This is a genomic window from Paraburkholderia sediminicola (genome assembly GCF_046026855.1).
GTDB lineage: Bacteria > Pseudomonadota > Gammaproteobacteria > Burkholderiales > Burkholderiaceae > Paraburkholderia > Paraburkholderia sediminicola_A.
The window spans coordinates 163,062-188,596 of record NZ_JAQQET010000002.1; the positions used below are offsets into that span (position 1 = coordinate 163,062).

Here is a 25,535-nt window from a genome sequence, read left to right on the forward strand (position 1 = left end):
GATTTTAGCCATGTGAGAACCCCTTCGGACGAATCCGCAATGTGAGCGCCGCCAGCACGGCGATAGTCAGGCCACCCAGGACCGGGCTGACGAACGTGCTGACGAGAACCTGGCAAGCGCCGAATACGAAGCAGGTGATCAGCAGACTGACCATCGAATAACCCGAGACCATCACCAGCATGAAGGCGCTCACCAGCCAGGGCAATCCCATGTCGGGATCGACGCTCGACAACGGCGTAACGAGCGTGCCGGCAAGCGAACCCAAAGCCGCGCCGAGACTGAATGTGATGAAGCGGATACGGCCCGAATGAATGCCGAGCCCGCGCGCCAGGTCCTCATTCATGATGACGGCACGCGTCTTGACGCCGAAGCGCGTGCCCGTGAGCAGCGCGGTCATGAGCGCGCACAAGCCGAGCGCAACCGGAATCAGCAGCAGGCGATATGCCGAATAGTCGGTCCCCGCAATGGAGACGGCTCCTTTGAGCGGCGTTTCCACGAACTGGACCTCGCGGCCAAAGGCCATCACGATGAGTTGCCCGATCACGATGCCGAGTCCCCAGGTGGCGAGGATCGCGTCGAGCGGGCGTTTGTAGAGCGGGCGCACGATCACCTGCTCGACCAGCATGCCGACCACGGTGCCGACCACGACTGCGAGCAGCGGGCTGATCCATGGGTTGAGCTTCAGTTGCGTCACAACGAAGCTCGCATACGCGCCCATCGTCAGTAAGGCGCCATGGGCAAAATTGACGATTTTCATCACACCGAAAATCACCATCAATCCCGCGGTCACGATGAACAGTACGGCCGCGGTTGTGAAAATATCCAATGCCAGAACCATTGTCTTCTCCTGTCACATCCGCCTTCACGCAGGCGAGGCCCGGCGCTCAGGCGGATGCTGCCATCCTCAGCCAGCCTACTTGATATTCGGGCACTGTTCGCCCGGGTCTACGTCCGGAAAGGATTGCAGGATCTTCACCGAGCCGTCTGCCTGAATCTGGCCCAGGCGCATGGCGAGCGGCGTATGCCGGCTCTTGTCCATCGTCACCGGACCGCGCGGGCCGTCGAACGACACCTGGCCCAGTGCCTTGATTACCTTGGCGGGATCTGTGGAACCGGCTTTCTCGACGGCCGCCTTGTACAGGTAGAACGCTTCGTATTGCGGCTCCGACAACTCGTTCGGCGTCTTCATATCCTTGCCGAAGCGTTTGTCCAACGCGGCGAGGAATTTCTCGTTCTCGGGCGTGCTGATGCTCGTCAGGTAGGAGCCCGACATATAGATGCCCGTTGCAACATCACCCATGCTGTGGGCCGTGCCTTCGTCAATGGCCAGGTTGCCGTACGGCAGTGTGAGTCCCGATCCCTTCAACTGCTTGGCAAGCGATACGTTGGGCGCGCCGCCCGCCGTCGCGCTGATCAGTGCGTCAGGATGCGCCGAGCGGATCTTGGAGAGAATCGGCGTCCAGTCGGTGCCGTCGATCGGCAGGTATTCCTCGCCCACGACCTTGCCGCCATGCTGCGCGATATATTTTTTCGTGAACTCAAGCATGCCTCTACCGAAAGCATAGTCGTTGCCGACCAGATAGAACGTCTTGGCACCCTTGCTCTTCGCGAAGTAATCGACCACCGGCGCCACCTGCTGCTCCGGTACCCAGCCGTTCACGTACATCCACGGGCTGCATGAGCGGCCTTCGTAGAACGAAGTATAGATAAACGGCTTCTTGCCGCGCGCGACGATCGGAAGCGCCGCGTTGCGGGCAGCACTGGTTTCCATCGAAATGATGGCATCCACGTTCTTCTGAAACACCAGCGTGTCGTACGCCTTTTGTGCACCGACCGCGCCGGACGCGTCGTCGGTGATTTCGAGTTCGATCGGTCGGCCCAGGATACCCCCGGAGGCGTTGATTTCGTCCACCGCAAGCTGCGAGGACTGCACCACGGCCGGCGCAACCACGCTATTGGCGCCGGACAACCCGACGGCAACACCGATCTTGATGGGCTCAGCGGCTAACACATTGACACAGGTGCTAACGCTCACAATGGCCGTGATCGCGGCAACAAGAAACTGCTTGTCGAACTGGGTCATGACTTTTCCTTTTTTGGTGATCGTGTGGTGTTTTGAGGAGCATGCAGGCGCCCGCCAATATCTCAACAGGGAGACAACGGCCAGCCGGTGCCGAGCATTGGGTCGTACACGTCGGCACGCCGGTCGCGCAGAACGTGATTGAAAGCGTTGAGCGTGCGCTCGGCGCGCGTGCGCTGCACATCGATCGCGGCGTACAGCACTTCCTCGCGGTCGACGCTTGCAGGCCCTGCGACAGGCCACCCGTTGCCTCCTACAATCAGGCTCTGGCCGACGAACGGTTGCCCGCGCTCGGTCCCGATCCGGTTGGCGCAGGCGATCATCACGCCGTTGCTGTGCGCGGCGGCCATGGTGAGGGTCGTGGCCATCGCAGGACAATCGGCCGGCTGTCCCGCCATCGGCACCCAGTTCGTCGGCACGCACACGATGTCCGCACCTTGCGCGGCCGCCAGCCGATAGGTTTCGGGGAACCACCCGTCATAGCAGATCACAATCGCGACGCGTCCCAACGGGGTGTCGAAAACCGGTACGCCACGGTCACCGGGTTCGAAGAAGCGGTGTTCATTGTTCCAGAGATGCAGTTTCCGGTATATGCCGACGTGCCCCGAAGGACCGGTCAGGATGGCCGAGTTGTACAGACGCCTGCCCGCCCGCTCGGCAATGCCGGCGACAATATAAATGCCCAGGCGCTGCGCCGTTTCGGTAAAGGTCTGCGCGGTTTCTCCGTCCGGCAACCCTTCTGCCAGAGCAAAAACCTCTTCGCGATCCTTAAAGACGTAACCGGTATTGGCCAGCTCGGGCAACACCACCAGCGAGGCGCCTCGTGAGGCCGCGGTTTCGATGTGCTGGACCGCACGCGCCACGTTATCGAGCTTCGCGCCGACCTGCGGCTGCATCTGGACGCAGGCAACGACGGGGCCTTTGAAGCCTGGTTCTTTCGGGTTGTGCTGCAACATCCCTTTTCGTCTCCCAAAACAAAAAGCCCCCTCACCAGCGTTGGACGCAAGTCAGGGGGCTGCATAGCCTTCCATATGTGGCACGGCATCGTTGCCGTGGAGCCGCCAGACAACATGACGGCTCAGTGGACGCGAATTTAAGAAGCCAAATTCAGGATGTCAAGTGCTTTAGCGGGAAGAGATTGAGGCTTCTTCCAGGCTGGATGGCGACAAACGGATGGTGAACGGGTAGCAAACTGTAATTCGTGGCGGTAGAAAATGGCAGCGCTCGCCTCCTGGGTACACGCGCTTCGCGCGTCGCGTCCTTGCTTCGCGGAGCCGGCAAAAACGCAGCGTACCGGATTCTATTCTCGTGTCATTAACTGACCCGAACCACGAGGATAGCGATGGCGCACGTCACGAACGACAGCAGTACTCCAGCAGCAGATCTCCCTCACGATAACGATTCGATCACGGAAACGCGTGGAGAAACCAGTCGCGGCAATCCGCTGCGTTCCACTCCGATGGGCTCCTCAGGCAGGGACATGCCGCCAGCTCGCACGAGCACCTCGGGGCGCCCCGTGCAGGAGCAAAGCGTGGCGCTTCGCCGACGAAACGCGTCGCTGGCGACACGCAACGCGCAGGAAGCGGAGACAGGCGCACCCACGGCCGAAAACCGGCTCCGGCATCTCGCCGGCGCCAATGTGTCTGAATCCGCGATTCAGGTCGCACACACGGCGGGACGGGTTCTCTACCCGAAGACCTTCGACAAGATGCCCGACGACGTGCTCGTCAGCCTGATCGAGCGAGCGCCAGTGTACGAAAGTCATGGCATTACAACGCGTAAAGACTTCGAGGGATTTTTTGCGAGGTCGCTCGCCGAGACATTTGCGCCGGTGCTCGGGCGCCTCGGCTATCTGCCGACGCTTCCGCTCGCGGCCAATTACATTGCGCCGCATCTCGAACTCCCGTTGACCGGCTATTCGACCGGCGGCCCGACGATGTTCATGACGGTCAATACGATGGCGTTCGAGGAAGGGCTCAGGAAGTACTACATCGGCCAGCTCGATACGCAGCACCTGCCCTTGTCGGTCCAGTCGCGCTATGACGACTTCAGGAAGAACGCCGTGCCGCCGGAGGTGCTTACCGAAATGTACCGGCAGATCCCCCGCGTAATGACGACGTTGATCCCCGCTTTCAATGCGATGCGCAAGGGTGAACTCCTGAATCAGAAAGCGGTGGTTCTCAACGACGTTTATGCCGATTCCGCGAGTTTCGCGTTTGCCGACCTGATTCCCGTCGTCGCGACGGCGGTCAGCGAAACCATGTTCAAGAATCATGCAGACGCCGGTAGAGGCCTCGAGGCGCCGACGCATGGCGAATTGATCGCGCATCAGCCCATCGATATCCTCGAACATCGGCTGAGCAACCATGAAAAAGGGTGGTTCAAGTCAATCGGCGAAGCGGGCAATGCAATGACCAAGGGATTGGGAGAGCTCTGGACGACGCGGGAACGCCTGCCAAGGACCGTGCTCGTGCCGGCCAATGCTGGATCGCTGATTTCGGTCGCGCTTGTCGTGACGGCATTCACGCTCGACAAGTTCAAGAATCCGAACCACCCCGCAGGAGAGATCGATCCGAAACTCGCGGCGGCCGTGCCCTTGCCGCTTGTGTACATGGAAGTCCTCGCGACCCTCGCTTTCGGCAAGCTGCTCGAGGTCTGCGACAACGCGATCACGAAAGGCGCCCCGCGCAGGGAATACGACACGCCGGCGATGATCGAAGAAGTGACCGGACACCGCACGGATGCAGACAGCACTGACGGGCACGACGTCGCTGTAACCGAAGCGCGCCGCGAATCGTCACGATCCGAAGCGCACCCCGAACCTTTGATGACCGCGGCGGCAACGTCGTTCGAAACGCCCGGGAGCAGAACCGCCAGACCCAGTGCGCATCTGGGCGACGCAAGTTGAGCGGAGCATCGAGGTGACTCACGAGCGCCCCCCGAGACTGTCAGTCTCTGGGGGCATCGTATCTACCTGACTACCTTGAAATCGAAAAGGATACTTCTTCATGTCTGACCTCAATATCAATCGCACCGTTGGCGGCGATCATCCGGACCTGCCGGTGATCGCCGAACCCAGTACCACTTCGGCGCGCCGCAATACGACTGCGAGCTCGCGGCTGCCCCGCCCGGCCAACGTACCGTCATCTTCATTGACGGTGCCTTCCAGCGGCACGCGTCAACCTGTTCGCCCAGCGCCGTCCGGCAGCGCAAGTCGGACCGCGGCGGCTAGCGCCGAAGCAAGCCTGATTCCGGGCGAGATCGACACGGCGAAGCTCGACAAGTTAACGGACGCCAAGAATAAGAGCCGACCCTATCGGGCGAAGCTCAGTACGATCGGGCTCACGCTGCCCGCGATGGTTCCGCAAATGATCGGACACTATGCGCCCGCTGTGATCGGCGCCTGGCCCGCCACGGACCGCACCAGGAAAATGGATTGTGTCCTGATGAACCTGAAGACGCTGGCCGAGATGCCAGCAGGAACCGATAAGGCAAAGCAGTTACATCGCGAAATCACGGTGCACTGGCACGGTCTCTCGCTGGCGGAAATGAGCGACGTGCTCAACAAGGTCGGCCCCACGATCACCAGCAAGGCGAACGGCAAGCGGTGGCTCGAGCATACAGCCGCGCACATGGCGGCAGACGACGTGACGGATCTGCTCAAAGCGTGCGACCCAGGGCAACAAGTCGGCCTGGCTGCGACTTTCGGCCTGGCCGGCACCGATGCCGCGCGCAAGGCCCAGGTCAAGAGCGACACCGCAGACATGCGCATGACACTGCCGATGGACCACCTGTTCGATTACACGGGTCTCATGGAGAAGCACGGCTGGAATCTCGTGAGGTTTCCGGAAGGCTCCAACAAGCCCAAATCGATCGGCGTGATAGCCGGCGGACCCGCAGGCCTCACGATCGCGACGCTTGCCAATCACGCCGGCATCAAGGTGACCGTGCTCGAGGCCGAAGATCATATTGGCGGCCGGCTCGCAACGCATCGGCGCGACCTCGAGGACGGCACCAAGAGCCCAACGGAAACGCACCCGGGCGGCATGCGATTCCATACCACGCACGGCAACCTCTACTGGCATCTCGTGGAGAAATTCGAACTGGAGCACATTGATTTCGTGAACCCGAGCCAGGTCGGCGCGACGCTCCTGGTCGGTAACGACGTCCTCAGGATGGAACCCGGCAGAGAACCCGACAGCGAGGTGCTTCGGAAGGTCAGGGACGATTTCAACCACGCGATCGGGTCGCTGACGCAGCCGTTGCGCGACGCACGCGACGCAGGCAATGTGCCACGGTTCCTCATGCTCTCCCAGGCGGCGAAAGAAAAGTTCGACGGGCACACGTTCGAGACCGGTGTGAAGCTGCTGCTCAAGGAAAACGGCCACGAATGGACTGACGAACATTGGGAAAAATTCGGTGCGGTCGGTATTGGCGTCGGCGGCTACAAGGGTTACTTCAACACCGGTTTCCTCGAGGAGTTCCGCTTCCTCGTCGACCAGCGCCTCGAAGGACACCAGTTGCTCGTCAAGGGTGCCGACGAGCCGCTGCGCCGCATGGTCGCTGAAATCCCGCAAGGCGGGAAGTCACTCGGCGAACTCGGGGCTATCCAGCTCAACACGCGCGCCACCGGGGTCGACAAGGTCGATGGTCAGTACGTCGTCAAGGCGCAGGGCCCGGATGGCGAGCAGGAGCATAAGTTCGACGAGCTGTTCTTCGCGGCCCCTCCTGGCGTCGCTGTCAAACTCGGGCTGACGGAGGAAGTTGAAGGCAAGCCGCGGCTCGTGTCGCCGGAGATCGCGACGGCGCTCAAGCGCGCCAACATCGTCGGTGCAACGAAGATGACGATGACGGTGCCGGCAGCGGACTTCCATCCAGGCATGTTGCCGAAGAATGTTCAAACGACCGCGCTGTTCCAGCAACTTTATCTGCAGCCACCGGCCGAAGTGGGCAAGAACGCGGTGATCTACCTGAGCTATACGCTCGGCGAAAACGCGAAGAAGGTTGAAGGCATGTCGAAGGACGAGCAGATCGACCTGTTGCTAAAAGATCTGGAACAAGCGCAAAAGGACGCGACCAACCCTACGGACAAGGCAGAGCTGGGCGCCCTTGCCACGGTGATCACGAACTATCGTGACCGGACCGACTACACGCACTGGAGCGAAAAAAACGGTGCGTTCAAGATGGACGGCCCGGGCGATCTTGCCAACTCGCGCGTTCTGTACGGTCAAACGCTCAAGCCGAGAGACGAGCCGTACTTCGTCAACGAAATGACGACCTACGAGGCCGGCTTCGCGAGCGGCGCCATCGCTGCCAGCATCAATGCATTCCAGGCCATGGCTAGGCGGCGCGGGGCCATTCTTCCTGCGAACTCTCCGCTTGCGCAGAAGCTCCTCTGATCGGGCACGGCTGCCGCGTCCGTTGCACAGCGCGCGGCGGCATTTGTCCTGCTGACAGAGACAAGGCCGGTACATCGATTTGTACCGGCCTTTTTTATCGTTTGCGGCGGACTCAAACCTTGTACGCGTGGGATATTTGATCGTGAGCCGATCCGAAGTGTCGGTTACTTCGGATTGCTTTTGATTTATTTTAATTGCTTTTGACGTCCAGAATAACGGAACCGTCCGCGTTGCTGGATCGACAAGTTGACAACGCCCGCCCGGCGTCGGCTGCGAGACGCGCTGTGCGGAGCCGACTGGTCAAGCGTGCGCGAGCTGCTCGCCGGGTGCGGCACGCAGCGCCGGTGTCGCGCTGCGGCGGGTGCGTGCAAGCCGGTCCACAAGCCGCGCCAGCGGCTCGCCCGGCGCCCGCGTGATCGCGAACAGCAGGGCGTCGTCGGCCGCCAGTCCGCGGTTCGGTCGCGGTTCCCAATTCGTCAGTTGCCCTTCGAGCGTGAAGCCGAGCCGCGTCATCGTGCTGACGGCACGGCCTTGCGGCGCGCAGTACGCATGCAGGCGGCACATCTGCGGTTGGGCCATCAGCCAGTCGATCAATTTGAGCAGCGCGGCGAGGCTCGCGCGGCGCCGGCGATGCCCGTCGCGCCGGCTGATGATCACGCCCAGTTCGGCGCGCGGCAGGTTCGGCACCAGTTCGACGGCCGCCAGCAGGTGTCCGCTTGCGCTGTCTTCGAGCGCCCAGGTGAAGCGCGTCGCACTGGTCCAACCGAGTTCGCAGACGCGGATGAAGGCGCGCGATTCGTCGATGCTGCGATGCGTACGCAGCGGCAACCACTCGGTGACGGCCGGGTCGCCTAGCAGCACATAGAAGAGGGAGCCGGCGTCGGCATCGACGAACGGACGTAACCGTATCTCGCCGGTTTCGATGACACGCGGGGGGAAGAAACTGTTCATATCGCCTCCTTGCAGGATCGGCTTGCGCGTACGCATGCGCTCAGCGCGACAGGGTTTCCGACGGGGCTTCGTTGTACAGCTTGCGATAGCCATTGAGGAGAGTCGAGCGATGCTGCACGCCCCAGCGATTGGCAACCTGCAATACGCTGGAGGCATGGGTATCGTCCGCGAGCAGTTCGTCGCGGATGTGTTCCATGCGGCGGCTACGGATCAACTGGCTCGGCGAATAACCGAGATTGGCCTTGAAGGCGGCCTGCAGCGCGCGCTCGGTGACGCCGATATGGTTTGCCACTTCGCGCACCGACAGATCGGGACGTTCGAGGTGCTCGATCAGATAGCGGTAGGCGCGCCGGTATTTGCCGGGCAGCCGCGCGCTGATATCGTCGGCCGGGGCCGCGGCACGTTCGGCGGGAGCGGTGGGCATGGCGACGCTGTCCGCGCGCACGTGCTTGATCGACATCAGCGCGTACCGGGCGTACATCTGCGAATGGTCTTGCAGGCGACCCTGCTGCTGGCGCATTTTCGACTGGCAGTACAGATACTCGAGGTACCAGTGAGCGTGCTGGTTGCCGTGCATCGCGCCGTCGCCGAACATGCGCAGCATCGTGTCGGCCACATTGGAGGCACTGCCGGCCAGTGCCGCGAGCGCGACCTCGAGGCGCAGCTCGCGGTGGTAGTCGTCGAGTCCGGCGCTCTGGCTCCAGCGCAGATGCGCGTCGATCTGCGTGAGCCCGGCATGGCTGCCGCGCGACAGCGCCAGCAGGTGGTTCAGATAGTCGGCGCGGCGCGCGAGCGCGGCGATCGTCGGGGTGTCCTCGGGCAGCGGAGGCGACGCTTCGCAGAGATCGGCGGCACGCAGTTCGAGAATTGCCGAGTGCCAGTAGATATGGTCGGCGAGCTGGGCAGACGAACGCATCCGGTATTGCGCGAGCAGATCGGCGCGCAGCACTTCGGCGAGACGGCGCCAGCGGCTGTCGGCGGCCTCGCGGGCCATCTCGCTGAGCAATTCGAGGCGACTGCGCACGCCGTCGAGGCGGCCGAGCTGGAACAGCACCAGCACCGAACCCACCAGGCTCTCGAGGCGCAGTCCGGGACTCGCGTCGGCGTCGTCGTCGACCCGCTTGAAGCACTTCAGCGCGGTGCTGAGATGACTCTGAAAGAGTGCTTGCCAGCCGGCGTTGCGCGACAGTGCGGCGCGCATGGTGCCGTGTTCGCTGCGGATGGATTTTTTCGCGCGCCGGTAGATCTCTTCTGCGTCTTCGTAACAGCCCAGCACAAGCTGCACGTCGGCATAGTTCTGCAGGCTGGCATAGTTCGGCGCGGCCCCCCCTTGCTCGCGCTCGGCACGCGCCGCGGCGACCGAGGCGGCATCACGGAACTGGCCGGCGAGCATCTTGGCGAAGAAGGTCGACGTGGCGTCGGCCGACGATAGCGTGGAGGCAACGGCAAAGTAGATCGAGACAGACATGATGCAACTCCCGCAAAGAACCTGGTAGAAAACGAAAACGTCGTTGGCTGGACGTATCGTTGCACCAGGGTCCGTTGCGCAATTCGCTTTGTGACGTTCTGTTACTGTTGTTTGGCAGTTGGGTTTGGCAGTTGATAGGACGGCGTTCGCACATCGCCCCGTTACGCTGCCGGCGAGGGGCTGCGAGCATTGGTCAGCCACAGTTCCCGATAACCCCGGAAGCAGCCTTCCTGCAGATACGGATTTGCGTCACGCTCGAGCGCGACATTCGGCATGCGCTCGATCAGCGCGGCGAACAAGGCTTCCAGCTGCATTCTGGCGAGCGCCACACCGATGCAGCCGTGCATGCCCGCGCCGAAAGCAAGCGAGTTGCCGCTTGTGCGATCGAGCCGCACTTCGCCTGGTGCTTCGAACTCGGCCGGGTCCCGATTGGCGGCGGCGATCAGCAAGGCCACCCGTTCGCCTGCCTTGACGGACAGACCGTCGAGCATCGCGTCGCGCACCGCGTAGCGAATCAGGATATGGACCACCGGCTCCACCCGCATCAGTTCGCGTATGACGCCGGAGACGCTGGCCGGCTCGGCCACCAGAGAACGCCATAAGCCGGGACGTCGCAATGCTTCGGAGACGGTATTGCCGATCGACAGCATCGTGGTTCCGTAGCCAGCGATGAACATCAGCAGCACGTTGACCAGCAGTTCGCGGTACGTTGCCGTCGCGCCCTGCTGCGCGGCGGCGGGCGAGGCCGGCGTATCGCCCGCGCGGATCAGCGACAGCACGCCGGGCATGTAGCCGTTCAGTTCGCCCATGAACGCCATCGTCTGCGTCACGGCCTGGGCGTGCTCGTGCGGTCGAAGCGGTGCGAAGCTGATAAGCCTGATCGCCGATAGCGATGCGGCGACCAGTCTGCTGGTGTCGGTCACGTCGATGCCGAGCAGCCGGCAGATCGTCAGCACGGGTAGCCGTTGCGCGACCTGGGCCACGAGATCGAAGCGCGCCGGATCGGGGATCTGCGCGAACAGCGCGGCGAGATCCGCCTGCACGAGTTCGCGCAAGCTCGCCATGCGGGTCCTTGAAAAGAGCGGCGCGAAGACCTGCCGCAAACGATGATGATGGTCCTCGGACTGAAACAGCATCATGTCGAGAATGCCTGCCGTGTCCTGCAGCGCGCCGGTTTCGGCAGACGGCGTGCGGTTGGAAAAGTCGGGGCTGTTCAGCACCTCCTTGGCGAGCCGGTACGAACTGACCATCCAGGTGCCGCTGGCATCGCGGTAGACCGGATGCTCGACGGGTAGCGCGTCGTACAGCGGCCGGCGGTCGTCGGTGTCGTTCGTCAGCAGATAGAAAAGTGCCCTGCGCGCAGTGGCGCTGGCATCCAGCGTTGACATAAGGCTTCCTCGCAAGCGGTGTGCGCCGAAGTGCGTGGTGATGGGCTCAGGCAGCGACGGTATCGCGGCGGGCAGAGCCCGTCGCGATACCGTACGTGAACCCGCGCGGCCGGGCGGCTACGCGGGCTGCGGACTCAGGTCGAGTGCTTCGATAACTCCTCGATGTCTTTCCCGGCTTCTTTCTGCAGGTTCAGATAGCCGGTGAGGAGGCTCAGGCCGGTGCTGATGATGGTCATGCCCATCTGCCCGAATTGACCGACCCAATTGCTGACCGTCGACACCACGTTCGTCCAGCGGCTCTGCTGCGGATAGCCCGGGTAGCCGCCGGGTTGGTTATACATCGGCGGTTGTGGTTGGAGCGGCTGCGACCACGGCGTCTGGTTCATCGGATTCATGCGACTGAACCCGCTCGGATACTGTTGTTGCGGATAGCCATGCGGCCCGCCGACCCCCGGGAACGGCGGCTGTGGACCGTGCGAGGGTGGCATTGCCTGGAACCCTGGGTTTTGCAGCGGTACACCGTGCGAGGCCGGCGGTGCGCCGAACCCGGTCGGCTGCGCACCGGACTCCGGGCGCTGACCCGGTGGCAGGCTGAACTCGATCGGCGCTCCGGACATCCGCCCGGATTCGCTGGACGTGCCAGGATGATTCAGGTCCGAGTCGCCCGGCTGCGGATTGCCAATGAACGCTTCTTCATGAGCCGTGCCAGGACGCCTGGGGCTGCTGTGCCCAAATACCGGAGTCGAGCCGCGTGAAGACAGTAGTGGCGATACGGTGCTGGCACGGCTGGGGATGTCCCGCTCCGGGTGCCCAAAGTAGCTTCCTCCCGGACGGAAGGCGGGCGTCTCCGGCTGCCCTCCCCTATCGTCCGACCCGAAACTTCCAAGACGCCGCGCGCGCGAGAAGCCTGGCGAAATCGGCGTGCCTTCGAACGGCCTTCCATGAACGATGTTTGCGTTCTCGGGCGTCGAAGGACGGCTCAAACCCGGCATCCGGTTCCGGCTAATCGCGGGCGCGGGCGAGCGCGGGCGGTTCAATCCCTCGAACTGTGGGATGCTGCCGAGCGTGGATGATCTTAGCTCAGGCTCCTGTTGCGGTATGTCGTGTTCCGCGGGTGAGCCTGATGGCAGCCCGTCGATGTGCGACGACTCGTGGTGGCCTAATCTCTCTGCGCCTGGCATAGGAATCTCCGTCAATCGATGCGGCCGCATCCAACGGCCGCGCCGCAGGCATGTCAATGGCCAATAGGGTGCGTTATAGCGTCGTTCGCGCACGCGTCAGGCGTCTTGCGCGAAGCGACGCCGCGCGATGCGAAGTCGGCGGTGCGCAGCGGGTTCGACCGCGGCCCGGTGCCGAAGCGGTGAACGCCGATGCGAACCTGTGGCCCGTTGCTGGCGCTGCGCCATGGACTTCCCTCAAACGCCCGACTACCTTGAATCCGGAATCGAGACGCTCCCGTCTGCGCCTCACGTGGTCTGCCACGAGGCGTGGCGCGCGTCTCGCCACGCCGCAACGTTCCTTCCAACCCTACAGAGCCGACGATGACTGATCCATTCAACGGTAATGCGGGATGCGATGACCGCATACGCGCATCCCATCGAGACCATCGCGTAACCACCAGCCGCAGGTCCGGCCGTGTCGTGCCGCGGGCGTTTGCCGCCGTCGCGCTGGCGTTGTGTTTCAGCCAGCCGGCTCGCGCGGATTGCTTCGATAGCGCGGGCACGTATCAGGGCGTCAATCCGCTCGTGCTGCGCGCGATCGCATGGGTCGAGTCGCGCGGCAACCCGGCCGCCGTGCATCACAACGCGAACGGTTCGACCGATATCGGCGAACTGCAGATCAACTCGGTCCATCTGCGCGAACTGGCGACCTACGGTATCAATGCCCAAGGGCTGCGCGACGAGTGCGTCAACATCTACGTCGCCGCATGGCACCTGAAGAAACAGATGGTCAAGTACGGCAATACGTGGGACGCGGTGGGCGCGTACCACTCGGAAAGCCCGCCGCTGCGCGACGCCTATGCACAGATGGTCAAGACGACGCTGGTCCGCCGGGGTTTGATGGCATCGTCGCCCTTGTCTCCCAACCAGTGAGATCGCCATGTCTCCCACCCTTGACTTCCTGCGGCTGGTCGGCAGCAACCCCGGCACCCCCTCGCGCGTCGACCGGATTCTGGCGGCGCTGGCGGACGGCTGCGCCGTGTACCGCGCCAGTTGATCTTCATGTGTTGTGTCAGAAACAGGAATACTCCATGACCCCTCTGCTGCTGAGTTTCTGCTATGCGAAGCCGGTCGGCCATGCGCTGGCGTTGTTCGATTGCGATACCGACGCGTTCGAATGGATCGACCTGAGTGATGTGCCGCTGCCGGTGTACGGCGCGACCGGCGTGTGCCGCGTCGGCGACGTGTATTACGCGGCGCTGCAGGTCCGCGCACCCGGTACCTTGGGGACGTTGCTCGCGCAGTTCGACGGTGCGGGCCGGTTGCAGCGTACCGCCGCGCTTGCGCAAGTGCAGGACGCGCATTCGCTGCTGTGGTGGAACGGCGAGCTGTTGCTGGTCAGCAGCGGCACCAACCAGGTCTTCGCGATCGACTGGGCGCCGGACAGTGAGCCGCGCACGCGGGTGTTTTTCGAGCGCGATCCGGGCGCGGATACGCTCCATATGAATTCGCTACAGGCGTTCGACGGCCGCGTCTATCTGTCGATGTTCGGCTGCAAGCCGAGTGCATCGGGGCAAGAGGCGGCCGACGGCCAGGTGCTCGATCTGAACGCCGGCGGTGCGGTTGTACGGCGCGGTCTGCAGCATCCGCATTCGCTGTTCGTCGACGGCATGTCCCTGTGCTGCGTGAATTCGCGCACCTCGACGCTGATTCACGTCGCCGGCCCGACCCCGCCGCGCGAGATATCGCTGCACGGCTATGTGCGCGGCGCGCGGGTGGAGGGTGAGCGTCTGTTCGTCGGCACCAGCATGCTGCGCACCGGCAGCAAGAGCCGTGGCACGACCGAGGTCGTCGACAATGCGTCGGCAGTGCGCAACGGCGGTGGCTGCGGGCTGCAAGAGGTCGAGATGGCATCGGGTGTGCAGCGTTGGCACGATCTGAGCGCCTTCGGCGCGGAGCTTTACGACGTGCTGCCGTGGGCGGGCCGTGCGGTCGAGGGCACGCGCGGTGAGGCGATGGTGCGGCGCCTGCATGCGGTGAACAGCGAATTCAACAGTGTGATGAACGCGCTCTATCGCCTGCGGCAGCAATACGCCTCGATCGAGCGGATGCTGCACGAAACGATCGACACCGGGCAGGACATTGGCCCCGCGCAGCGTTTGCTGGAACGGTTGTACGCGGATCAGCCCGACCTGCCGGAATGGAATCTGTTGAAGGGCCGTCTGCTGCTCGCGAGCGGTGCCGAACCGCTTGCGGCGCTGTCTTACTTCAGCAAGGCCCTCGAAGCAAACTATCGCTGCTTCGACGCGCACTGCCAGATGAGCCGGGCCTACGCGCTGGCCGACGATGCTTTCAGCGCGGCGCAACATGCCCAATCCGCCTTGAAGCTGGCGCCGGCCGCTGCCGGCGCTCACGTGCTGGCGCAGCTCGCGCGCGCGGCAGTACCCGCACCGGCGTTGATCAGGTAAGGATCGCCGCGCAACGTCACCAATACTTCGTCAAGGTGTCACGTGCCGGGCTTGCAACGCGCCGCTTTCACACGGTATGCGAAACACGCACCGGATTTATCGCACCAGCGTCAGACAGTTTCGTAGCCGACGATAACCCCACGCTCGAACAGCAGCTCTTCGATCATCGGACCACACCATGTCAGTCATTCCTAGCGTCAAAAGATTTCTCGATCGCCGGGCTGCGGCAGGCGCGGCGGTAACCGGCATCAACCAGTTGGATCCTCGGACAGCACGCGATTATTTCGATTTCAACATGCAGCTCGGCAGCATCCCGGCCCGCCAGCTCGAAGACGTCGAAGCCGTGCGTATCGGGATGCGCGACGGCGCTCAATTGAATGGTCGCATCTATTACCCCCGTCAACCGTGCTGGGCCGATCCGCTTCCCGCGCTGCTGTATTTCCATTCCGGCGGCTACGTGGTCGGCAGCCTGGCATCCGCCGACTCGATCTGCCGGATGTTCGCCGCGGACACGCAATGCGCGGTCGTGTCGGTCGATTATCGGCTCGCGCCGGAGCACAAGTTTCCGTATGCGGTCAACGACGCGGTCGACGCGCTGTCATGGCTGCATCGGGAAGCGGGGTCGCTCGCGCTCGACGGCGAGCGGCTCGCCGTTGGCGGCGAAAGTTCGGGCGCGACGCTCGCGGCGGTCTGCGCGGTCCACGCGCGCGATGCGGGCATTCCGCTGGCCCTGCAGATGCTGATCTACCCAGCGCTCTCGGCCCGCACCGATACGCAGGCCCACCACCGCTATGGCGAAGGATATTTCCTGACCCTCCCCGTGATCCAATGGATTCAGGAGACCTATCTGACGGGTGAGGACGACACCCACGACTGGCGTTTCGCACCGCTCGACGGTCATCGCAATGCGCCGTCGAGCTGGACGGACCTGGCGCCCGCCTGGCTCGTGTCGGCCGAATACGATCCGCTACAGGAGGAACATGCAGGCTATGCGGCCCGCTTGCGCAGTCATGGCAACCAGGTCGAGATTCGCTTTTATCCAGGCATGATTCACGGCTTCTTTTCGATGGGCGGCCTGATCCCCGAGGCCGCCGTCGCGCATCGGGAGACGGTCGGCGCGCTACGCGAGGCGTTTGGTATCCCGGCTTGACTCGCGCTGCCCGCGCCACGTTGCGGTCCGCGAAATTCCCGGGACGACCCGAAGCAGCGCGCGGTTTTGCGAAGCCTCGGGCCGCTCCGCGGATCGCTCGCCTTGCATCGCGCGACGAGCGCATCCAGGCTGCTCAAATGGAACGCAGTCCGGCCTGAACCGGTATGCAACCGGCAGTACAAAGGATGAACCGCGGCAATCTCGACGACGGCCTGTGAGCGTATCGATGCCGCACCGGAGATCGACTATGCGGTTGGAACACATTCTCTACACACTGGCGCACAGCATGTTCGGCGATGAGCCGATGCCGGCAGGCCCCCAAAACGGCATGCACCCCGGCTATCCGCATTCAATGCCGGGTGTGCTGGGCGGCCTGCCTTCATGGGGAACGCGCCCATATGGCCAGTTCCATCCTGCGCCGCCCGCCTTCGGCGTCGGCGCGCATCCCGCTCCCGGCGCGTGGGCACCCGGCAGCCATGGGCCGGGCGCCCACGCACCCTGGATGGGTCAGCCGGGCACGCGCCCCGACCGCTTCGACACGCGCCCCCCGCCGGCCCCGTCTCGGCACCAGCCTGCGCAGTCAATGCCCGAACAAGCGCCGATGGGTGTACCCCACGTTCATCAGTATGGGCAAAACGGCACGCAAGGTATGCGTCGCGAGCCGCCACGCGCTGGCGTCGAAGCGGAGCCAGCGTCGTATGAGTCGCAATGGTCGCCGGCAATCATTCGGGATTTCAGGCCGCCGAAGAACGAACAGGAAGAAAAGAAGCAACTGGATCTGACCATCGAGCGAAGCCTCCGCGACGTTCGCCGACAGCCCGTCGAGGCTCTTGTCAGTCATCTGAAAACCATTGCGAAATCGACACCGCCTCTCGACCCGATCGCTTTCAACGACCTGCCCAGCCGCATGCGTCGCCACTACAAGGACGAGGGCGAATACCTCAAGGCGTTGCAGGCCGAGTCGATGGCACCCTTCGAAAAAGCGTTGCAGCAAGCCGGTATGGAGACGGTGCACAACACCATCCCTGAAAATGACACCAAAAGTAGTTTCCTGATCTGCCTCGAGCAACTGAAGCGCAACGACTACACATCGTTGCATCTGGACGCGGCCAGGCTCACGAGGGGCGCGATGGAAGGCAATCCGCAAGCCGTGGCCGCCATCAACGAACGGTCGCCCGAACATAAGACTGTCCTGGCCGATGCGCTGCCTTTCCGTCTTTCCAGCGATACCAGGCTCTCTTCGCGCAGCACGGGTGCCCATCTGGCGCTCGGCCTGATCAACGCCGGACAGGCGGAAGACGACAGGATCGACGTGTTGGTAATCAGGATCATCAACGGCGGACCGCACATCACCATGCTGGAATCAGGCTCGCCGTCTGCACGCGTCGTCTCCATGTGGGACAAAGGCGACGGCCACTTCGAACCGATCCGGCCGAAGCGGGAAGGACCCGCATACTACGGGTATAACAGGTATGCGTAACCAGGCAGCAGCGCAGGCACCAGCGCAGGCCGCAGATGCAGAGGATTCCAGAACTATTCATCGATTATTCACACCAACCGGTCGATTGCCGGCAAGTCGAGACCGAAGACCCGACGGTCACGCAGCATCGTTACGTCCCGGATGAATACGGGTACGGTATCCAGTGCAGTGCGGCGTGCAGCGGAGTCGCCGCCAGCATAAGAGCGCTCGGACGGACATCCGTCCGAGCGTCGATCCGCACGCTACTTCGACCCATGCGAAGCGCTTGCCCGTTATGCGAACTTTTCGCGGCGAATCCCGCGCACCTGCGCAATCAGCAAATGCGCAATGCACAGGCAGGCACTACACTCAGCAACACTGCAATCGCCAACGAATCGCCACGGACAAGCGCATGGCCCCTGCTACTCTCGACCTGACAAGCGCGCAATTTCGCAGCAACCCGTATCCCACTTACGAAACGCTCCGGCAAGCGGGCGGCGTGCACTGGTTGCCGCACGGCGGCCCCACCGGCGGCATGTGGCTAATAAGCCGCTACGACGACGTCGCGGAACTACTGAAGACCAGAAAGACGTCCAAGCATGTCAACGGCGTACCGGTGCGACGCTGTCCGTACGATCACAATCTGCTGTCGCAGGACGCGCCGGACCATACCCGCATCCGTTCGCTCGTGGTGCGCGCGTTCAGCTCGGAGCGCATCGCCGCGCTCGAACCAGCGATCCGCACGATCGTCGATGAACTGCTCGATCCGATGATCGAGCGCGGCAGCGGCGATTTCATCGAGGAATTCGCTGGCGTGCTGCCCGCTTACGTAATCGCCGATCTGATGGGTGTGCCGCGCAGCGATCATGTCCGCTTCAGCGCATGGGCGCGCGACCTGCTGACGGGCCCCGATGTGTCGAACCCACGCATGTCGCAGGTCATGGCCAGCATCGGCAACCTGACGGAATTCTTCCGGACTCTCGTCGCCCAGCGACGCCGGACCCCCACCGACGACTTCATCAGCGCGCTGACGAGGGAATGCGACGTGCACGACCGGGTGTCGAACGACGAGATGCTCGCCGCTCTGATCCTGATCCTGGTCGCCGGGCACGAAACGGTCGTCAACATGCTTGCCAACGGCATGTGGATACTGCTGGATCAAAACGAACCCTATCGGCTTTTGCAGCGCAATCCCGATCTTGTGCCGGGTGCGATCGAAGAGATCATGCGTTTCGAGAGCCCCGTGCAGCGGGCCACCTTTCGCACCACGACAGAATCGATGACAATCAGCGGAGTCGACATCGGAAAGAATCAGCAGATCAGTGCCGTCATCGGTTCGGCCAACCGTGACGCGGAATACTTCAACCAGCCCGAACAGTTCGATATCGAGCGTCGTCCCAACCGGCATCTGGGGTTCGGCTCCGGCATCCATGCCTGCCTGGGCCCGGCGCTGGCAAGGCTCGAGGGCAAAGTGGCGTTTCAGCGACTGTTCGAACGCACGCGTGAACTGCGGCTCGCCGACCCACAGCCGCACTGGAATATATCGACGGGCGCCATGAGAGGACTGACGTCGCTGCCTGTCTTGCTGTCGTAGTCCCAACTGGCAGTCGAATCGAAGTCCCAATTGAAGTCCTGCGCAAGCGTTGCGGGAATTGAGTCGCCATCTTTCTTTTGAGGGTGTTATGAACCCAGTGTGGATTATCGTCATCGGGGTTGCGTTAATCGGTCTGTGCGGCGCCTTGTTCGTTCAGGCAAAGCGCCGCGCAGGCGGACCAGTCGATTATCTCTTACGCCCGTTGCTGACGGCTCGAGAGACGGCATTCCTCGCCGATTTGTGGGCGGCGTTGCCCGAAGCGGTCATTCATGTTCAGGTGGCCATGTCCGCCCTCATCGAGGTGAAAGGCGGTAATCGCGCGGCACGCAATAAACTCGACCGCAAGGTATTCGATTTTGCGGTTTGTTCAGCCAACGGCGACGTGCTGTACGTCGTCGAACTCGACGATTGCCACCACTCGCCACACTCTGCGCGCGGACGGGATGCGACCAAGGACGCGATCGCCTCGGCGGCGGGACTGCGGTTGATCCGCTACGAAAGCGGCAAGGTGGATGCGGCGACACTGCGCAGCGATTTCGAACTGATTCTCACTGTGCGCCGCTACGCGGGAGCTCCATCCACCCGCGATGTACAGGATGGTGCGCTGGAGGGTCGTTCGTCGGATATGCGTTCCACCTGGCTATGAAAGCTACCAGAGCATGGGTTGGTCCGGAGTGGTTAAGCAAAACCCGCATTACACTGCGTAGATGTCTAGTCCCGTCGGTGCACCGCGCCGCACACTTTGGAGCTAGTCGTTGCGCCGGCCGCCCGCGCTACTCGTCAACTCGTTCGTCGAACGCATTCGGTCGTTCGCGAGCGAGCGGCTAGATCCATGCCTCGTGGCGACCTGCGGCTATGCCAGCATGTGTGATACGTTCGAATCCGCGTCGAGATTTGCGACTGGCACCATTGGGCGAAACGCCGCCGTTGCCGGCGTATTTCCGTTACATGGGGTAGCCAGGTGATTCTCGACATCCGGACGCTTTACGTTGTCACTGCGGTTGCCTGTCTCGTGCTCGGTGCGCTGCAACTGGTCGCGTACTGCACGCAGCGGTTCGAGCGCTGGCCGGCATGGTGGGGCCTCTCCCGCCGCGCTGCGCCAGCAGCACCGTCGAACCGCTGACGATGCGCGGTGACAACAGGCCGCACTCCGCAGCATGGCATTCTCTCATCACGCCTCGCAACCGGGCGGATGGAATCGAACGTCCCGCATGCATCGCAGGCATGCTCATAGATTGGCATGGCGTTCTACCAGTGACCGCCAAGTTCGCCGCGCGCGACAAACTTTCCCTGACCGGTCCGTCCGACCCAGTCGCCGTTGTCGATCAGCAATTCCCCTCGTAGCAGCACTTTCTTCACCCGGCCCGTGACCTCGCGGCCCTCGAACAACGTGAAATCGCAATCGCTGTGCTGCGTGTCCGCGCTGATCGTGTGCGACTCGTGCGGATCGAACAGGACGATGTCGGCGTCGCTGCCGATCGCAAGCGTTCCCTTCTTCGGGAACAGGCCGAAGAGCTTGGCCGGCGCAGTCGACATCAACTCGACGAAGCGATTGAGCGTTATGCGGCCGCCGCGTACGCCGCCGTCGTAGACCACCGTCATGCGCGTTTCGACGCCAGGCACACCGTTCGGGATCTTCGAAAAATCGTCGCGTCCAAGCGGCTTCTGGTTGACCTTGCCTTGATGGCCTTCCTTCATGCAATACGGACAGTGATCGGTTGAGATCAATTGCAGATCGTCGGTCTTGAGCGCGGTCCATAGCGCGTTCTGCGCCTCCTTCGAGCGCAGTGGCGAGTTCGGCGAGCCTGATGCCGCGATGCGTCGCTTCGCCCTCCATGATCGCAGGTCGCGTCAGCGCGTGATAACGCGGCGCGGTATGGCCCTGCGCGAGCGCCTCGCGAATCAGCAGGTCGATGACCGTGCCGTTCTCGGCATGCAACGCGATCATGCCGCCGTGCTGGCCGACCATCCGCATCGCCTGAAAAATGGCGGCGTCGTCCGACATGACCGTGCCGGGATAAGTGTAGACGATCACGCCGAGCCTGGTCGCGCGGCAGATCCGAATCGCGTGCTCCGCAACGCCGGCGGAATCGCATTCGGTCAGATACGGCGAAAACAGCAGGATGCCGTCGGCGCCATTCACTTCCGCCGCCTGCGCCTGCTCGATCGCCTGCGCGGTGCCGCCACCGGCCGGCGCGATGACGGGCAGCTTGCCCGCCACCTGCTCGACAGCGGCCTTAAGGACGTCAGCGAGAAGAACTCGCCCGTGCCGCCAGCGGCGAACAGACCCGCGACGGGATAGTTCGACAGCCATTCGAGATTGCTGCGATACGCGGCTTCGTCGAATGCGTAATCGCGGTCGAAATGGGTAACGGGGAAGGAAAGCAGGCCTGCGCTCAAAGCGCTGTGCAGTTCCTGTAACGTGTAGCGGCTCATCAGCGATCACTCCATCAAGAATGGTGATTACTTTAGGAAGTAGATCGATTCACGTAAATTCCAAACAGTGAATCGATCAATACCTTTTCTGGATCGATCGCTTACCGTCGCAAGCAGCCAGGCGCACCGAACTTCTCGATAGTCCTCTGCAGATTGCCGTTGCTGCCGATATCCGCACGCCGGCTTCGCCCATCATTTACTTGACATCTAAACTATCGAAGCCTAAATTACATTCCAGAGCAAAGTCCACGTGGGAGAGTCAGCATGCGCATCGTCTGTATCGGCGGCGGCCCGGCCGGGTTGTACTTCGGCCTGTTAATGAAGGGCCGGAACCCAGCGTATGACGTCACGGTGGTCGAACGCAACCGCCCGTATGACACGTTCGGCTGGGGCGTCGTATTCTCCGACCAGACGCTCGGCAACTTGCGCGCCGCCGACGCCCCAAGCGCGGACGCAATCCTCGACGCCTTCAATCACTGGGACGACATCGAGATCAATTTCCGCGGCAGGCAGATTCGCTCGTCGGGCCACGGTTTCTGCGGCATCGGCCGCAAACGTCTGCTGAATATCCTGCAGGCGCGCTGCGAAGAACTGGGCGTCAAACTGGTTTTCGAAACCCAGGTCACGGACGACACAACTTACGAAGCCGACCTGATCGTCGCCTGCGACGGCGCCAACAGCGCAATCCGTCAGAAGCACACCGTGACCTACCAGCCCGCCATCGACATGCGCGATTGCCGTTTTGTCTGGCTCGGCACCAAAAAGCTCTTCGACGCTTTCACCTTCGCCTTCGAAGAAACCGAGTTCGGCTGGTTCCAGGCCCACGCCTATCGTTTCGACGATCAAACATCCACGTTCATTGTGGAAACACCTGAGCGCGTGTGGCGCGCCGCCGGTCTCGACGAAATGAGCAAGGAAGACAGCATCGCGTTCTGCGAGAAGCTGTTCGCCAAGTATCTGGACGGCAACGCGTTGTTATCGAATGCAGCGCATTTGCGCGGTTCGTCGCAATGGATTCGCTTCCCGCGTGTTGTCAACGAGGAATGGGTGCATTGGCGCGGCAACGCCGACGGCACGCGAACACCGATCGTGCTGATGGGTGACGCGGCGCACACCGCGCATTTCTCGATCGGCTCGGGCACCAAGCTCGCGCTCGAAGATTCGATCGAACTCGCCAACAGCATTGGCGCGCATCCGGGCGATTTGCCCGCCGCGTTGAAGCATTACACGGATGTCCGCAGCATCGACGTATTGCGCATTCAGAACGCCGCACGTAATTCGACGGAGTGGTTCGAGAACGTCGATCGCTATACATCGTTCGAGCCGGAACAGTTCGCCTATTCGCTGCTGACGCGCTCGCAGCGCATTTCGCACGAGAATTTGCGTGAGCGTGATGCCGGCTATCTCTCGACGTTCGAAGACTGGCTCGCACACCGCTCAGGCGTTGACCGCGCGCCTGAAAAACACTCCGTTCCGCCGATGTTCACGCCCTTCACGTTGCGTGGCATCACGCTGAAAAATCGCGTGGTCGTCTCGCCGATGGCGCAATACTCCGCCGTCGACGGCATTGCCGGTGACTATCACCTGATGCATCTCGGTGCCCGCGCAATGGGTGGCGCGGGGCTCGTCATGACGGAAATGACCTGCGTGTCGCCCGAAGCGCGCATCACGCCCGCCTGCCCCGGCATGTACGCGCCGGAGCATCTCACGGCGTGGAAACGCATCGTCGACCTCGTGCACAGTCAGTCGGATGCGAAAATCGGTATCCAGTTGGGGCATTCCGGCGCGAAAGGATCGACACGTGTCGCGTGGGAAGGCATCGACCAGCCGCTTGACGAAGATAACTGGCCACTCGCGTCCGCTTCGCCGCAGCAATACTTGAGTGGTGTCAGCCAGTACTCGCACGAAGCCACTCGTGACGAACTCCAGGAAATCGAAGCGCAGTTCGTACGTGCCACGCAAATGTCTGCAGAAGCAGGCTTCGACTGGCTCGAACTGCACTGTGCACACGGCTACTTTCTGTCGAGCTTCCTGTCGCCGTTGACCAACCAACGCACCGACGAATACGGCGGTTCGCTCGAAAATCGTCTGCGTTACCCGCTGCAGGTCTTCAAAGCGATCCGCGCAGTCTGGCCGCAAGACAAGCCGATTTCCGTGCGTATTTCCGCTAACGACTGGGTCGAAGGCGGCACCACGCCCGACGACGCGGTGCAGATCGCGAGTGCCTTCAAAGCGGCAGGCGCCGACATGATCGACGTCTCGTCGGGCCAGGTCAGCAAGCAGGAAAAACCCGTGTATGGCCGTATGTTCCAGACGCCATTCGCCGACCGTGTCCGCAACGAAGCCGGCATCGCAACGATCGCCGTTGGTGCGATCTCAGAAGCGGATCACGTGAACAGCATCATCGCGGCGGGCCGTGCGGATCTCTGCGCGATTGCGCGGCCGCATCTGGCGAATCCGTCGTGGACGTTGAATGAAGCCGCAAAAATCGGCTATTTCGACGTGATGTGGCCGAAGCCTTATACAGCGGCCAAGTCGCAACTTGAACGCAATCTCGAACGTGAGCGTGCGCAGGTTGCAGCGAATGCCGGTCTGTCGCCACAAGAACGCGCGCAACATGCGGAGGGAACCACGTGAATACGCCCACCAGAACGCTCGCAGGACAGCATGCTGTCGTCACAGGTGGTGGCAGCGGCATTGGCGCGGCAGTAGCCGAAGCGCTGTTGCGTGCCGGTGCTCGCGTCACCTTGATGGGGCGCAATGCACAACGTCTTGATGCGCAGCGGGAAAGTTTCAGCGGGTTCGGCGAGGTCGCTTGCATCAGCGTCGACGTCACCAGCGAGGAATCGGTCGAAAAAGCATTCGCACAAGCCGGTGCAATCGACATTCTCGTCAACAACGCTGGCCAGGCGCAAGCTGCACCCTTCGCTCACACCGACATGGCGCTCTGGCAGCGCATGCTCGATGTGAACCTCACGGGCGTGTTCCTTGGCACGCGCGCCGTATTGCCCGGCATGCTCGAACGCGGCCACGGACGCATCGTCAATGTCGCGAGCACGGCAGGGCAAATCGGCTATGCCTACGTCGCGGCGTACTGCGCGGCGAAACACGGTGTGATCGGCCTGACGCGTTCGCTCGCTCTGGAGGTCGCGACGAAAGGCGTCACCGTCAATGCCGTATGTCCCGGCTACACGGAGACCGAACTGCTGCACGCATCGCTCGAACAGATCACAAGCAAGACCTCGCGCACCGAACAGCAGGCGCGCGAAACCTTGCTTCGCTCGAATCCGCAACATCGCTTCGTGAGCCCGGAACAGGTCGCCAACGCAGTGCTTTGGCTCTGCCAACCTGGTTCGGACGCGATCACGGGCCAATCCATTTCCATCTCCGGTGGAGAAGTAATGTGACCAAAGCGCCGAACATCAAGAAGCCCTCAACGGTCGAAGTCAAGCCGCCGCGCAAAGGCGTTGCCAAACCAGCGGAGAACGTCGTGGATCTGGAAATGAGCACGGGCGCCGATAGTCACATGGGCCTGCGCCTATGGCTGCGCATGCTGACCACGACCAACCTCGTGCAAGCCGAGCTGCGCAAGCGGCTGCGCAACGAATTCGACACCACGCTGCCGCGCTTCGATTTGATGGCGCAGCTCGAACGTCATCCGGAAGGTCTGAAGATGACCGAACTGTCGCGCCGTTTGATGGTGACGGGCGGCAACGTGACCGGCATCACGGATCAACTCGAAAAAGAAGGCCTGGTTTCGCGCGACACCGATCCGAACGACCGCCGTTCGATCAGCGTGTGTCTGACGCCCACTGGTCGAAAGGCGTTCGACAAGATGGCAGTCGCGCATGAGCAATGGGTCGTCGAACTGTTTGGCGGCCTGAGTCTCGATGAAAAATCGCGGACCCATCAGCGTCTCGGCAAGCTTAAGAAACATCTGCTCGACAGTCTGAAAGACTGACCGAACCGAACTGCGCAACGA

At 62.5% G+C, this 25,535-nt stretch carries 19 protein-coding genes and 2 pseudogenes; 12 read left to right on the plus strand and 9 right to left on the minus strand.

Annotated elements, in window-relative coordinates:
* Positions 1-4 precede the first annotated feature (4 nt).
* The 3 genes from PQR40_RS02895 to PQR40_RS02905 all read right to left on the minus strand — a co-directional run bounded on the left by PQR40_RS02895 (position 5) and on the right by PQR40_RS02905 (position 2,976).
* Positions 5-838: a branched-chain amino acid ABC transporter permease gene (locus PQR40_RS02895; RefSeq protein WP_408224267.1), complete on the minus strand. Its 834-nt coding sequence runs from the start codon at positions 836-838 to the stop codon at positions 5-7.
* A 75-nt stretch (positions 839-913) separates the two neighbouring features.
* The gene (locus tag PQR40_RS02900; RefSeq protein ID WP_408224270.1) at positions 914-2,083 is read right to left on the minus strand and encodes a substrate-binding protein; all 1,170 of its coding nucleotides are present in this window, start codon (positions 2,081-2,083) and stop codon (positions 914-916) included.
* 62 nt (positions 2,084-2,145) lie between these two features.
* Positions 2,146-2,976, minus strand: coding sequence for a nitrilase family protein (locus PQR40_RS02905; protein ID WP_408508388.1), 831 nt, complete (start codon positions 2,974-2,976; stop codon positions 2,146-2,148).
* 635 nt (positions 2,977-3,611) lie between these two features.
* On the opposite strand from PQR40_RS02905, the gene PQR40_RS02910 reads away from it, so the two are divergent.
* Both PQR40_RS02910 and PQR40_RS02915 read left to right on the plus strand, forming a co-directional pair.
* Positions 3,612-4,988 (plus strand): hypothetical protein, encoded by a 1,377-nt coding sequence (locus PQR40_RS02910; protein ID WP_408389588.1) that lies wholly within the window; start codon positions 3,612-3,614, stop codon positions 4,986-4,988.
* Between the two features lie 100 nt (positions 4,989-5,088).
* Positions 5,089-7,479, plus strand: coding sequence for a flavin monoamine oxidase family protein (locus PQR40_RS02915; protein WP_408334370.1), 2,391 nt, complete (start codon positions 5,089-5,091; stop codon positions 7,477-7,479).
* Positions 7,480-7,779: 300 nt separating this feature from the next.
* On the opposite strand, the gene PQR40_RS02920 is transcribed toward PQR40_RS02915, so the two are convergent.
* The 4 genes from PQR40_RS02920 to PQR40_RS02935 all read right to left on the minus strand — a co-directional run bounded on the left by PQR40_RS02920 (position 7,780) and on the right by PQR40_RS02935 (position 12,467).
* Positions 7,780-8,430 (minus strand): GNAT family N-acetyltransferase, encoded by a 651-nt coding sequence (locus tag PQR40_RS02920; RefSeq protein ID WP_408224282.1) that lies wholly within the window; start codon positions 8,428-8,430, stop codon positions 7,780-7,782.
* Between the two features lie 40 nt (positions 8,431-8,470).
* Complete coding sequence (locus tag PQR40_RS02925; RefSeq protein ID WP_408334373.1) at positions 8,471-9,898, minus strand: helix-turn-helix transcriptional regulator; 1,428 nt, start codon at positions 9,896-9,898, stop codon at positions 8,471-8,473.
* Between the two features lie 161 nt (positions 9,899-10,059).
* A complete protein-coding gene (locus tag PQR40_RS02930) occupies positions 10,060-11,286 on the minus strand; it encodes a cytochrome P450 (protein WP_408334376.1) in 1,227 nt (408 codons plus the stop codon).
* A gap of 134 nt (positions 11,287-11,420) precedes the next feature.
* Positions 11,421-12,467: a hypothetical protein gene (locus PQR40_RS02935; protein ID WP_408508389.1), complete on the minus strand. Its 1,047-nt coding sequence runs from the start codon at positions 12,465-12,467 to the stop codon at positions 11,421-11,423.
* A gap of 360 nt (positions 12,468-12,827) precedes the next feature.
* Between PQR40_RS02935 and PQR40_RS02940 the strand changes: the two genes are divergently transcribed.
* Together PQR40_RS02940 and PQR40_RS02945 are read left to right on the plus strand one after the other, a co-directional pair.
* Positions 12,828-13,379: a lytic transglycosylase domain-containing protein gene (locus PQR40_RS02940; RefSeq protein ID WP_408224294.1), complete on the plus strand. Its 552-nt coding sequence runs from the start codon at positions 12,828-12,830 to the stop codon at positions 13,377-13,379.
* A gap of 158 nt (positions 13,380-13,537) precedes the next feature.
* Positions 13,538-14,914, plus strand: coding sequence for a DUF4915 domain-containing protein (locus PQR40_RS02945; protein WP_408389592.1), 1,377 nt, complete (start codon positions 13,538-13,540; stop codon positions 14,912-14,914).
* Positions 14,915-14,955: 41 nt separating this feature from the next.
* On the opposite strand, the pseudogene PQR40_RS02950 reads toward PQR40_RS02945, so the two are convergent.
* Positions 14,956-15,078 (minus strand): annotated as a pseudogene (locus PQR40_RS02950) (IS6 family transposase); the annotation flags it as partial.
* A gap of 14 nt (positions 15,079-15,092) precedes the next feature.
* Here PQR40_RS02950 and PQR40_RS02955 point away from each other — a divergent pair.
* The 5 genes from PQR40_RS02955 (at position 15,093) to PQR40_RS02975 (ending at position 20,240) form a co-directional block, all read left to right on the plus strand.
* Positions 15,093-16,064 carry an alpha/beta hydrolase gene (locus tag PQR40_RS02955; RefSeq protein WP_408389594.1) on the plus strand — a complete coding sequence of 324 codons (972 nt, stop codon included), beginning with the start codon at positions 15,093-15,095 and terminating at the stop codon, positions 16,062-16,064.
* A gap of 247 nt (positions 16,065-16,311) precedes the next feature.
* Entirely contained in the window at positions 16,312-17,544 is a 1,233-nt protein-coding gene (locus PQR40_RS02960) for a hypothetical protein (protein WP_408508390.1), read from the plus strand.
* Positions 17,545-17,935: 391 nt separating this feature from the next.
* Complete coding sequence (locus PQR40_RS02965) at positions 17,936-19,117, plus strand: cytochrome P450 (protein ID WP_408224306.1); 1,182 nt, start codon at positions 17,936-17,938, stop codon at positions 19,115-19,117.
* A gap of 58 nt (positions 19,118-19,175) precedes the next feature.
* Positions 19,176-19,763 (plus strand): DUF2726 domain-containing protein, encoded by a 588-nt coding sequence (locus PQR40_RS02970; protein WP_408334390.1) that lies wholly within the window; start codon positions 19,176-19,178, stop codon positions 19,761-19,763.
* A gap of 315 nt (positions 19,764-20,078) precedes the next feature.
* On the plus strand, positions 20,079-20,240 hold the full coding sequence (locus PQR40_RS02975) for a hypothetical protein (RefSeq protein ID WP_408224661.1): 162 nt from the start codon (positions 20,079-20,081) through the stop codon (positions 20,238-20,240).
* A 125-nt stretch (positions 20,241-20,365) separates the two neighbouring features.
* On the opposite strand, the pseudogene PQR40_RS02980 reads toward PQR40_RS02975, so the two are convergent.
* Positions 20,366-21,553: pseudogene (locus PQR40_RS02980) on the minus strand (dihydrodipicolinate synthase family protein).
* A gap of 264 nt (positions 21,554-21,817) precedes the next feature.
* Here PQR40_RS02980 and PQR40_RS02985 point away from each other — a divergent pair.
* Genes PQR40_RS02985 through PQR40_RS02995 form a run of 3 tightly spaced genes read left to right on the plus strand, consistent with a single transcriptional unit; the run spans position 21,818 to position 25,514 of the window.
* Positions 21,818-24,190, plus strand: a complete 2,373-nt coding sequence (locus PQR40_RS02985) for a bifunctional salicylyl-CoA 5-hydroxylase/oxidoreductase (protein ID WP_408389596.1) — start codon at positions 21,818-21,820, stop codon at positions 24,188-24,190.
* Complete coding sequence (locus PQR40_RS02990; protein WP_408389598.1) at positions 24,187-24,960, plus strand: SDR family NAD(P)-dependent oxidoreductase; 774 nt, start codon at positions 24,187-24,189, stop codon at positions 24,958-24,960. The genes PQR40_RS02985 and PQR40_RS02990 overlap by 4 nt, the downstream gene beginning before the upstream one ends.
* A complete protein-coding gene (locus tag PQR40_RS02995; RefSeq protein WP_408224317.1) occupies positions 24,957-25,514 on the plus strand; it encodes a MarR family winged helix-turn-helix transcriptional regulator in 558 nt (185 codons plus the stop codon). Before PQR40_RS02990 ends, PQR40_RS02995 begins: the two co-directional genes overlap by 4 nt.
* Positions 25,515-25,535: the final 21 nt, after the last annotated feature.